Origin of the sequence: Streptomyces sp. NPDC002209 (assembly GCF_042890265.1) — a bacterium.
Classification (GTDB): Bacteria; Actinomycetota; Actinomycetes; order Streptomycetales; family Streptomycetaceae; genus Streptomyces.
The window spans coordinates 234,565-244,970 of the sequence record NZ_JBIARX010000011.1 but is presented as its reverse complement, the minus strand read 5'-3'; the positions used below and the strand labels follow the sequence as shown (position 1 = coordinate 244,970).

Sequence of the window (10,406 nt, the reverse complement as noted above, 5' to 3'; positions counted from 1 at the left end):
TGCCCGCTGGGCATCAGTGACCGACAACGGCGGAATCTTCGGACCCGGACGACTCATACCGAACTAACGACCAACCTCAGACTCAGGACACTAGAGGATGACGTGCGGCAGGAAGCGGGCGTACTCGTCCGTGACCGGGCCCGCCGACTCGCGGATGCCGAGCCCAGCCGCCTCCTCCTCGACGACCCAGGCACCGAGCACCACGCGGTTGCCGTCGAAGTCGGGGAGCGGGGCCAGCCCCTGGAACACGTACGTCTCGTCCTCGTCCGGTACGAACGGCGCGCCGCCGGCCGGGTGCAGGGTGACCCCGGCGCCCTCGCGGCCCAGCAGGGGCTTCGCCGCGTACCCGGTGGTCCGCTCGAGCTCGCGCGGGCCGTCGAGGTAGGCGGGCAGCAGGTTCGGGTGCTCCGGGAAGAGCTCCCACAGGATCGCCAGCAGTGCCTTGTTGGACAGCAGCATCTTCCACAGCGGCTCGATCCAGGCGGTGGTCCCGGAGCCGCCGCCGTGGTCGTACGTGCCGAGGACCTGCGGGCCGAACGCGTCGGTGGCCAGCCATTCCCACGGATAGAGCTTGAAGCAGCTGCGGATGAAGCCGAGCTTCTGGTCCACGAACCGGCCCGACAGGCTGTCCCAGCCGATCTGCTCGACGGACAGCGCCTCGGTCTGCAGGCCCGCCTGCTCGGCGGTCTCCTGGAGGTAGGCGACCGTCATCAGGTCCTCGCCCAGCTCGTCCGTCTCGGAGTGCGCGAAGTGCAGCGGGCCGGGCGGCAGCAGCTCCGCCTGCCGGCGCCACGCCTCGACGAGCCGCTCGTGGAGGGAGTTCCACTGGTCGGCGCCGGGGAAGCGCTCCTCCATCCAGAACCACTGCGGACTGGCCGCCTCCACGAGGGAGGTGGGGGTGTCGGCGTTGTACTCCAGCATCTTGGCCGGGCTGCCGTCGCCCTCGTAGCACAGGTCGAACCGGCCGTACAGGGACGGCTGTTCGGCGCGCCGGCGCCAGGACTCGGCGATGCGCTCCGCGAGGCGCGGGTCGGTGATGCCGAGGTCCGCGAAGCGGTCGTGCTCGACGATGTGCGCGGCCGCGGCCAGGCACATGGCGTGCAGCTCCTCGACGACGTTCTCCAGCGCCTCGACCTCGGGGAGCGAGAAGGAGTAGTACGCACTCTCGTCCCAGTAGGGGCGCAGGGAGTCGTCGGGGTAGCGGGTGAGGGGGTAGATGAGCCCCTGCTCCTCGACGGTCTTCTGCCAGTCGGGGCGCGGCTCGATGGTGTGACGGCGCACGCGGGGTCAGCCGCCGCTGGAGCTGGAGTGGCCGCCGATGCCGCCACGGGTGACGGCGGACTTGTCGAAGCTGCCGCCGCTGACGCGGTTGTTGGAGACGGAGCCGCCGTAGTAGTAGGCGCCGCGGCCGCTGCTCCCGTTGCCGCTCTTGCACTCCTTGGTGTTCAGCTTCTCCAGGGTGGCACGGTCCACGCAGCGCTTGTCGGGCTCGCTGCTGCTGCCGCAGGCCACGAGGGCGGCGGCGAGCAGGCCCATGCCGCCGAGGGCGACGCTGCCGGAGCGCATACGGCGTCGGGTGGTGGTGCTTCTACTGCTGCTGTCGTCCATGCCATCCATGGCGGACAGACTAGAACGGGGCAGCGAACCGATGGAATCCGGCCGTCGAAACCCTCTCATCACCTCCATGACCTAGAGTCAATTCGTGCTTCTTGGGATGGTTTGCGCGCTCGGTGCGGCGGTCTGCTTCGGCACGGCGTCGGTCCTGCAGGCGATGGCCGCGCGGGCGGTGGAGCCGGGAACCGGGTCGGGGGTGGACACGGCGCTGCTGCTGCGGGCGGCCCGGCAGTGGCGGTACCTGCTGGGCCTGGCGCTGGACGCGGCCGGATTCGTGCTCCAGATCGTGGCGCTGAAGCACATCCCGATCTACACGGTGGGGGCGGCGCTGGCGGCGAGCCTCGCGGTGACGGCGGTGGTCTCGGCATGGCTGCTGCACGTACGGCTGAGCGGGGCCGAGTGGGGCGCGGTGGGGGTGGTGTGCGCGGGGCTGGCGATGCTGGGGCTGGCGTCGGGCGAGGAGGGTTCGGGGACGGGGTCGTTCGGGCTGAAGCTGGGGCTGCTGGTGGTGGCGGGGCTGGTGCTGCTGGTGGGGGCCGTGGCCGGCGGGCTCCCGGACCGCTCCCGGGCCCTGGTCCTCGGCCTGGCGGCGGGGACGGGCTTCGGGGTGGTGGAGGTGGCGGTCCGCCTCATCGACGACGTCTCGGTGAGCTCGCTCACGAACCCGGCGCTGTACGCACTGCTGCTGGGCGGGGGCGCGGCGTTCCTGCTGCTCACCTCGGCGCTGCAGCGGGGCTCGGTGACCACGGCCACGGCGGGCATGGTGATCGGCGAAACCATCGGCCCGGCGGTGGTCGGGGTGGTCTGGCTCGGCGACCGCACCCGCGAGGGCCTGACCTGGCTGGCCGTCCTCGGCTTCGCGGTATCGGTCGCCGGAGCCCTCCTCCTGACCCGCTTCGGCGAACCCCCGGCCGAGCCAAGCCCCGCCGGCGTCTGAGGCGCTGGTGCTCGGGGGCTCGGGGCGGAGCCCCCGACAGCGGCGCCGCACCGGCACCGCACCCGCCGCGCACGCGTCACGGCAGAGCGGAAAGCAGGGCCGCCAGCGTCGGGGACCACGCGCTCGTCGACGGGGTCCCGTAGCCCACCACCAGCGCCTCGCGGGGCGCAAGCCCCGCCTCCGGGTGGGTGTACTGGGACAGGGTCTCCAGGGCCAGGTCCTGCCAGGCCGCGGCCCGGAGCACCGAGGCCTGCGTCCCCGCCGGGAGGTCCAGCACCGCGTGCAGGCCCGCAGCGATCCCCGACACCGCCACCCGGCCGGAAACGGCCGCGACCAGCTCGTCGCGGCGCCTGCGGTACCGCAGGCGCATGCCGCGCACGTGCCGGTCGTACGCCCCGGACCGGATGAACTCGGCGAGGGTCAGCTGGTCCAGCGCGCTCGACGTCCAGTCGATGCGGCCCTTCGCCGCGACGACCTCGTCCAGCAGCCCCGGCGGCACCACCATCCACCCCATCCGCAGCCCCGGTGCGAGCGACTTGCTCGCCGTGCCGAGGTACACCACCCGGTCCGGGTCCAGTCCCTGCAACGCCCCCACCGACTGGCGGTCGTAGCGGAACTCCCCGTCGTAGTCGTCCTCCAGGATCAGCCCGCCCGTGGTCCGGGCCCAGTCGACCGCCGCCGCCCGCCGGGCCGGGGTCAGCGCCACCCCGGTGGGGAACTGGTGGGCGGGGGTCAGCAGCACCGCCCCCGCCTCCCCGGAGAGGTCCTGCGTCCGCGCCCCCGAGGCGTCCACCGGCAGCGGCCCGGTCCGCAGCCCCGCCCCCGTCAGCAGCTCCCGGTGCACGTCGAGGCTGTACCCCTCCACCGCCACCTCCCGTACCCGCCGTGCCCGCAGCACCCCCGCCAGCAGCGTCAGCGCGTGCACGAACCCCGCGCACAGCACGATCCGCTCCGGGTCCGCGTACACCCCGCGCGCCCGCGCCAGGTACCCGGCGAGCGCCTCCCGCAGCTCCACCCGGCCGCGCGCGTCCGCCGCGTACCCGAAGGCGTCGTTGGGCGCGTCCGCCAGCGCCCGGCGGGCCGCCGTCAGCCAGGCGGCGCGCGGGAAGCCGCCCAGGTCGGGGGTGCCCGGCAGCAGGCTGTACGAGGGCCGCCGCCGCTCGGGATGCCGGACCCGGGCCGCGCCCGCGGGCCGCCGCGGCCGGGCCCGCTCCGCGACCCGCGTGCCCGAGCCCTGCCGGGCCGTCAGCCAGCCCTCGGCGACGAGCTCCGCGTACGCCTCCGCGACCGTGTTGCGCGCGATCCCGAGATCGGCGGCGAACGACCGCGAGGACGGCAGCCGGGTCCCGGGCGCCAGCCGCCCGCTGCGCGCGGCCTCGCGCAGCGCGTCCACGAGACCGGCCCGCAGACCTCGCCCGGCGGAGAGGTCCAGATGCAGGTCGGCACCGAAAGTGGCCCATGATTCCGTCATGGATATGGACCATATCGGCGGGCCGCCTGCTGCCTAGGGTGAAGACATGACCACCACGCACGAACACACCGCCGCACACGCACCCGAGCACACCCCGCGCATGGGCTGGGCCCAGCACGTGCCCGACGTCTACAAGGCCGTCGTGGGCCTGGAGATCGCCTCGAAGAAGGGCCTGGACCCGGTCCTGGTCGAGCTGGTCAAGATCCGCGCCTCGCAGATCAACCACTGCGCGTTCTGCCTGGACATGCACGCGAAGGACGCGCTCGCCGCGGGCGAGACCGTCGAGCGGATCGTCCAGCTCGCGGCCTGGGAGGAGTCGCGCCACTTCTACACCGAGAAGGAGGCCGCGGCGCTCGAGCTCACCGAGGCCGTGACCGTCCTGACCGACGGTTTCGTTCCCGACGAGGTGTACGAGAAGGCCGCGAAGCACTTCGAGGAGAAGGAGCTCGCCCAGCTGATCGCCGTGATCGCGACGATCAACGTCTGGAACCGCTTCGCGGTGACCACCCGCATGGTCCCGGGCCACTACACCCCGGGCATGTTCAAGTAGGAACCGGACGGGCAGGGCCGCCCGAGCGGGACCCGCCGTCAGGCCGGCCGGAACGAGCCCAGGGCCGCCGCCAAGCGCGTGCGGACGGCCTTGGCCTCGGTGGCCGGGCCGAAGGCCATGAGCACCCACCGGCTGCCGTCGGAGGCGACGGTGAGCCGCTCGATGCCGCGCCCGGTCCCGTTCGTGTCCGGGAGCTCGTAGACGAGCTCGCAGCCGGTGCTCTCCACCGATTCGAGCGAGAGCCGCCGGTAGCCGTCCCGGGCACTCAGCACGCTGGTGCCGTCGTTCAGGACCTCGCACGGGTTGTCGGAGCCGCCGGTGACCTTGACGACCTGGAGCAGGCCGCCCCCGCCCTGTCCGGGGCGGAACACCGTGCCGGCCTGGGTCCCGGACTCCGACGTGCTGAGCTGCCAGTCGTCGGGGACCGCGACCTGGAAGCCCGATCCGGCGCTGCGCAGCACCTTGTAGCCCGCCGGAGGCCCCGCCGGCTCCCGCACCGCGGACACGGCCGCCAGCGCGGCCCCGCCGAGGACCACCGCCACGCCGCCGGCGACGGCCACCCGCGGCCACCACCTGCGCGCCGTGCGCGGCGCGGGCGGTACGCCGCCCGGAGCCTCCCGGTCAGCCCGGGTGTCCGGATCCCCCGGCGGAGCGGCGCCCGGCGGGTAGGCGGGCTTCGGCGGCGGCTGCGGGCCCTCCGGCTCGGCCTCCACCCACTGCTCCCACTGCTGCGCCTGCGGGTTCCAGCGCGCGGGGCCGCTCTCCGGGGCCACGGATCACCCCCCGAACGACGTCAGCAGGGCGGCCAGCGCCGTGGCCGCGCCCACCGAGTCCACCAGCGGGGCCCACCGCTCCAGCACCCCGCGCAGCCGGGCGGCCAGGCCCGGCCGGACCTCCTCGCCGGGTCCCGCCAACTCCTCTGCCGCCGCATCCAGTTCGGCGTCGAGGGCGGTCCGCCCGTCGCTGCGGGGCAGCCGTACGAGGGCGGCGCGCAGGTCGTGCACGGCCTCCAGCAGCTCCTGCGCGGTCGGCCCGGCCGCACCGCCCGTACCCGCGTCCGTGCCGCCGTGGTTGACCGTGCTGTTGCTGACGTCCGCGCCGCCGATGCTGAAGGCACTGCCGTGCACGTCGCCGATCCGCACCGGGGGCATCGGCTGCCCGGCGTCTGCGCTACTTGCCACTTCTGCTCTCCTTGCCCGCGCGCACGCGCCCGTCCTTGCGTTCCGCCTTGTCCGTCCCGTTGTTCACCGTGCTGTTGTGGCTCACGCCGTGGATCCCGAAGGCGCTGTTGCTCACCGACTGGATGAACACCCCGCCTTCCGCGACGTTGACGGCGCGCTCCGCGAACTCCTCGGTGTGCCAGCCCGCGTCGTGCAGCGCCAGCGTCACGCCGCCGACGATCCGCTCCTGGATGGTCTTCAGGTACCGGTCCAGGTCCATCAGCTGGAACAGCGATCCGTCGTCCTGCGCCGCCAGTTCGCGTACGGAGGCGGCCGGTCCCGCCGCGTACGCGACGCCGTGTCCGGCGGTCGCCAGCCGCCACGGGACCCGGCAGGCCCCGCCCAGCGTCGCGAGGGCCACGCCGAGGGAGCCGGGCGCCTGCGTGAGGGCCAGGAGCCCCTTGGCCAAGGGGGTGTTGCGGCGGTAGCGGCGGGCGATGTCGTCGGCCCGCTGGAAGTCGGGCCGCACCGGCAGCAGCACGTGCGGCGCGACCTCCAGCATCAGCATGCCGCCCTGCGTGTGGACCCGGATGAAGACGGTGATGACGAGGTTCTCGTCCCAGCCGCCGATCCGGACGCGCAGGAAGTGCCGGCGCCGCTCGCCGCCCTCCTCGACGGCGGCGGCGCGGTGCTCGGCGAACGCCTCCGCCGACAGGTCCACGGCGTCCACGTCGGGCAGTCCGGCGGCCGGCAGGAACACGCACTCGTCGACGACCAACTCGCGCAGCCGGTCCAGTACGGCCGCCTCCGCCTCCTGCGAGCCGCGCGGCGAGGGGATCCGGAGGGCCTCCAGCTTGGGCCGGATCTGCTCGATGATCCGCTCGTTGTCGAGGCGCCGGGCTCCCGTCCCGGTGCGCGGGCGCAGCTCCACGGCGAGCTGCCACGGCAGATGGGCCTTGCCGGCGCCGCAGAACGGATTGCCGACGTCGTACAGGACCAGCGGCGCGTGCTGGGCGCGCTCGATGTCCTCCCGGGCCCGCTGGAAGCGCCGGCCCGCCGCGGGGTCGCCGGACCGGTCCTCGTACCGTGCCCGGCTGAGCGAGGAGTGGATGATCTGCGCGAAGTGCCCCCGCTGCAGGCCGACGAGCACCGTGACCAGCACGGCGATCAGGACGACCGTCCACGAGTAGGCCTCCCCGTAGACCTGGCCGATCCTCGGGATCTCCAGGAAGACGCCCAGCGGGTCGGTCTGCAGGACGTGGGCCAGGTACGTGCCGAGGTCCCTCAGGTCCAGGCCCTCCCCGTCGGTGGCGTCGTCCGCGAAGAACCCCCTGAGCACCCCCCACAGGATGCGGCCGAGGAGGAAGCAGGCGCAGCCGCGCAGGATCCACTCGAAGACCCGGGCGCCGCCGCGGCCGGTCCGCTCGCGGCGCTTCTTGATCCGCCCGGCCCCGCTCAGGAGCAGCGCCGGGACGAGCAGGAAGACGAAGAACGCACGGGTGAGGAACAGGCCGAGGCCCCACGCCGCGACGATCGCCGCCGACCAGGCCACTTCGGTGCGCAGGGCGCGCAGGGCGTGGGCGAGGACGCGGGCCGCGTCGAACCCGTAGGAGGGGGCGGGGAACCGTTCCTCGTGGACGTACAGCTCCTCGATCACCCGGTCGCGGTAGGCGGCGTCGAGGTAGGTGCCGGCGCACAGGAGGCGTCCCGCCTCCGATACCGCCGGGTCCGCGGGGATCCTGCCGTCCGGTGTGCCGCTCACGAGTTCCCCTCGGTCGGGAGGAGGGAAACCGTACGGCGCCCGGGGCGCGCGGGACAGGGCGGTTCACGCCAAAAGGCCCCGGCGCACAGTGCGCCGGGGCCTCTTCAGGCGTTTCGGATCGGACCGGCCGGATGATCGGCCGGATCGGATCAGATCAGGCCGAGCTCGCGGACCGCGTCGCGCTCCTCCGACAGCTCCTTGACGGAGGCGTCGATGCGCTTGCGGGAGAACTCGTTGATGTCCAGGCCCTGGACGATCTCGTACTTGCCGTCCTTGCAGGTGACCGGGAAGGAGGAGATCAGGCCCTCCGGGACGCCGTAGGAGCCGTCCGACGGGATGCCCATGGAGGCCCAGTCGCCCGCGGCGGTGCCGTTGACCCAGGTGTGGACGTGGTCGATGGCGGCGTTGGCGGCCGAGGCGGCCGAGGAGGCGCCACGGGCGTCGATGATCGCGGCGCCGCGCTTGGCGACGGTCGGGATGAAGGTGTCGGCCAGCCACACCTCGTCGTTGACGACCTCCGCGGCGTTCTTGCCGGCGATCTCCGCGTGGAAGATGTCCGGGTACTGGGTCGCGGAGTGGTTGCCCCAGATCGTCAGGCGCTTGATGTCGGTGACGTCGACGCCGGTCTTCTGGGCCAGCTGCGTCATCGCGCGGTTGTGGTCCAGGCGGGTCATCGCGGTGAAGCGCTCGGCCGGTACGTCCGGGGCGGCGGCCTGCGCGATGAGCGCGTTGGTGTTGGCCGGGTTGCCCACGACCAGGACCTTGATGTCGTCCGCGGCGTGCGCGTTGATCGCGGCGCCCTGCGGCTTGAAGATGCCGCCGTTGGCGGAGAGCAGGTCACCGCGCTCCATGCCCTTGGTGCGCGGGCGGGCGCCGACGAGCAGGGCGACGTTCGCACCCTCGAAGCCCGCGTTCGGGTCGTCGAAGATGTCGATGCCCTTGAGCAGCGGGAAGGCGCAGTCGTCGAGCTCCATGGCGGTGCCCTCAGCGGCCTTCATGCCCTGGGGGATCTCCAGAAGACGGAGCTTGACCGGCACGTCCGCGCCGAGCAGGTGACCGGAAGCGATGCGGAAGAGCAGCGCGTAGCCGATCTGGCCGGCGGCGCCGGTCACGGTGACATTCACGGGAGTGCGGGTCATGGCCTTCTCCGTTAGACAGCTGGCGGTGGGGCGTCCCCGCCCCATGTGCTGGAGGACGCCGCTTCCCTGCGAATCTTGACGTGAAGAGACATCCGGCGTCAGGCTATCCGACCTTCGAGCGCCGGGGCCCCCCGGTCCGTGTGGTGCACGGCACACGGACCGGGAGTTCGAAGGTGCGGAGCAGGATTTCCCCCCGCTTTTCAGCCATCCGGTACCGCCGGACGGGTGTCGCGCAGGCGAACGAGGGCCAGGAGGGCCTCCGCGGGCGCCTCAGCGGACCGTGAAGCGGACCGCGCTCTCCAGGAACGGGATCTCCAGCCACGGCTTGGGCTCCATCACCAGTGCGAGCAGCGTGATCGCCACGCCCAGCAGCCCGTACGTGACCATGTCCGTGAAGCGGGAGCGCACCGCGAGCATCCCCACCTGCGGCAGTACCCGCCGCAGCACGGCGGCCGCGATCAGGGCCACGCCGATGACCAGGCAGCCGACCCGGGGGTGCCCCAGCGCGGTCAGGAGCAGTCCGACGGCGGTCGCGGCGAGCACGCTGAGCATCGGCCACTGGCGCGCCGCCAGGGCGTCCCCGGGCGCGGCGCGGCCGTGGCCCTCGGGGCGGGCGGTGTCCTTGGTGACGGAGGGGAAGCGGCGCGACTTCGCGGCCTCCGTGCCCGCGGCCGCGGCGGCTTCGGGGCCGGGGCCGGGCGTGGCGCCGGGGCCGGGGCCGGGCGTGGCGGCCGCCTCGGTCCCCGCGTCGGCACCGGGACCGGGCCCGGCTTCCGCTTCGTGCTCAGCCTGCACTGGTCGACGTCCGTTCCGCCGCCTCGACGACGTTCACGAGCAGCTGCGCGCGGGTCATCGGGCCGACTCCGCCCGGGTTCGGGGAGATCCAGCCGGCCACCTCGGCGACGCCCGGGTGCACGTCGCCGACGATCTTGCCGTGCTCGTCGCGGCTGACGCCCACGTCCAGGACGGCCGCGCCGGGCTTCACGTCCTGCGGCTTGACCAGGTGCGGGACGCCGGCCGCCGCGACGATGATGTCCGCCTGGCGCAGCTGGGCGGGCAGGTCGCGGGTGCCGGTGTGGCACAGGGTCACGGTGGCGTTCTCCGACTTGCGGGTCAGCAGCAGGCCCATGGAGCGCCCCACGGTGATGCCGCGGCCGAGGAGCACCACGTGCGCGCCGTTGATCTCGACACCGTGGTGGCGCAGCAGCTGGACGATCCCGTACGGGGTGCAGGGCAGCGGGCCCGGCTCGTTCAGCACCAGCCGGCCGAGCGACATCGGGTGCAGGCCGTCGGCGTCCTTGGCCGGGTCCATCAGCTCCAGGACACGGTTGGTGTCGATGCCCTTGGGGAGCGGGAGTTGGACGATGTAGCCGGTGCACTCCGGGTTCGCGTTGAGTTCCCGAACGACCGCCTCGATGTCCTCCTGGGAGGCCGTCGCGGGAAGTTCGCGCTGGATGGACGCGATGCCGACCTCCGCGCAGTCCTTGTGCTTGCCGTTGACGTACCAGCGGCTGCCCGGGTCGTCGCCGACCAGCAGGGTGCCGAGGCCGGGGGTGATGCCCCGGGCCTTGAGAGCCGCCACGCGGGCGGTCAGTTCGGACTTGATCGCGGCGGCGGTGGCCTTGCCATCGAGAATCTGGGCGGTCATGGTCCCATCCTCCCGGATGGGACGGCCCCGGTACCAGTCGTGGGGGTCGCCGCGCGTTCGTCACAGGCTTGAACCATTCATTGCACTTGCACAACAAGTGACGGGCCGGTCGCGCCGCGGCTGGA

General features: G+C 73.2%; 11 protein-coding genes. 2 read left to right on the top strand and 9 right to left on the bottom strand.

What is annotated here, in order from left to right:
* Nucleotides 1-90: 90 nt before the first annotated feature.
* Both ACFYXK_RS23085 and ACFYXK_RS23080 read right to left on the bottom strand, forming a co-directional pair.
* Nucleotides 91-1,281, bottom strand: coding sequence for a glutathionylspermidine synthase family protein (locus ACFYXK_RS23085; protein ID WP_389412804.1), 1,191 nt, complete (start codon nt 1,279-1,281; stop codon nt 91-93).
* Between the two features lie 6 nt (nt 1,282-1,287).
* Nucleotides 1,288-1,617: a hypothetical protein gene (locus ACFYXK_RS23080; protein ID WP_389412803.1), complete on the bottom strand. Its 330-nt coding sequence runs from the start codon at nt 1,615-1,617 to the stop codon at nt 1,288-1,290.
* A gap of 97 nt (nt 1,618-1,714) precedes the next feature.
* Here ACFYXK_RS23080 and ACFYXK_RS23075 point away from each other — a divergent pair, with 97 nt between their 5' ends.
* Nucleotides 1,715-2,551, top strand: a complete 837-nt coding sequence (locus ACFYXK_RS23075) for a hypothetical protein (RefSeq protein WP_389412808.1) — start codon at nt 1,715-1,717, stop codon at nt 2,549-2,551.
* Between the two features lie 76 nt (nt 2,552-2,627).
* On the opposite strand, the gene ACFYXK_RS23070 is transcribed toward ACFYXK_RS23075, so the two are convergent.
* Nucleotides 2,628-4,022, bottom strand: a complete 1,395-nt coding sequence (locus ACFYXK_RS23070) for a PLP-dependent aminotransferase family protein (protein WP_389412802.1) — start codon at nt 4,020-4,022, stop codon at nt 2,628-2,630.
* A 46-nt stretch (nt 4,023-4,068) separates the two neighbouring features.
* Between ACFYXK_RS23070 and ACFYXK_RS23065 the strand changes: the two genes are divergently transcribed.
* Nucleotides 4,069-4,572, top strand: a complete 504-nt coding sequence (locus tag ACFYXK_RS23065; RefSeq protein WP_389412801.1) for a carboxymuconolactone decarboxylase family protein — start codon at nt 4,069-4,071, stop codon at nt 4,570-4,572.
* Nucleotides 4,573-4,610: 38 nt separating this feature from the next.
* Here ACFYXK_RS23065 and ACFYXK_RS23060 read toward each other — a convergent pair whose 3' ends face one another.
* The 6 genes from ACFYXK_RS23060 to ACFYXK_RS23035 form a co-directional block, all read right to left on the bottom strand.
* Nucleotides 4,611-5,345 carry a hypothetical protein gene (locus tag ACFYXK_RS23060; protein ID WP_389412800.1) on the bottom strand — a complete coding sequence of 245 codons (735 nt, stop codon included), beginning with the start codon at nt 5,343-5,345 and terminating at the stop codon, nt 4,611-4,613.
* 3 nt (nt 5,346-5,348) lie between these two features.
* Entirely contained in the window at nt 5,349-5,753 is a 405-nt protein-coding gene (locus ACFYXK_RS23055; RefSeq protein ID WP_389412799.1) for a hypothetical protein, read from the bottom strand.
* Complete coding sequence (locus ACFYXK_RS23050) at nt 5,743-7,494, bottom strand: hypothetical protein (protein ID WP_389412798.1); 1,752 nt, start codon at nt 7,492-7,494, stop codon at nt 5,743-5,745. Before ACFYXK_RS23050 ends, ACFYXK_RS23055 begins: the two co-directional genes overlap by 11 nt.
* Nucleotides 7,495-7,643: 149 nt before the next feature.
* Nucleotides 7,644-8,633, bottom strand: coding sequence for a malate dehydrogenase (locus ACFYXK_RS23045; RefSeq protein ID WP_389412797.1), 990 nt, complete (start codon nt 8,631-8,633; stop codon nt 7,644-7,646).
* A 270-nt stretch (nt 8,634-8,903) separates the two neighbouring features.
* A complete protein-coding gene (locus ACFYXK_RS23040; RefSeq protein WP_389412796.1) occupies nt 8,904-9,428 on the bottom strand; it encodes a DUF3017 domain-containing protein in 525 nt (174 codons plus the stop codon).
* Nucleotides 9,418-10,281 (bottom strand): bifunctional methylenetetrahydrofolate dehydrogenase/methenyltetrahydrofolate cyclohydrolase, encoded by an 864-nt coding sequence (locus tag ACFYXK_RS23035; RefSeq protein WP_383505574.1) that lies wholly within the window; start codon nt 10,279-10,281, stop codon nt 9,418-9,420. The genes ACFYXK_RS23040 and ACFYXK_RS23035 overlap by 11 nt, the downstream gene beginning before the upstream one ends.
* Nucleotides 10,282-10,406 lie beyond the last annotated feature (125 nt).

Coding starts and splice junctions, on each gene's coding strand:
- ACFYXK_RS23035 (WP_383505574.1), bottom strand. CDS start 10,281: ATGACCGCCCAGATTCTCGATGGCAAGGCCACCGCCGCCGCGATCAAG.
- ACFYXK_RS23065 (WP_389412801.1), top strand. CDS start 4,069: ATGACCACCACGCACGAACACACCGCCGCACACGCACCCGAGCACACC.
- ACFYXK_RS23045 (WP_389412797.1), bottom strand. CDS start 8,633: ATGACCCGCACTCCCGTGAATGTCACCGTGACCGGCGCCGCCGGCCAG.
- ACFYXK_RS23075 (WP_389412808.1), top strand. CDS start 1,715: ATGGTTTGCGCGCTCGGTGCGGCGGTCTGCTTCGGCACGGCGTCGGTC.
- ACFYXK_RS23080 (WP_389412803.1), bottom strand. CDS start 1,617: ATGGATGGCATGGACGACAGCAGCAGTAGAAGCACCACCACCCGACGC.
- ACFYXK_RS23070 (WP_389412802.1), bottom strand. CDS start 4,022: ATGACGGAATCATGGGCCACTTTCGGTGCCGACCTGCATCTGGACCTC.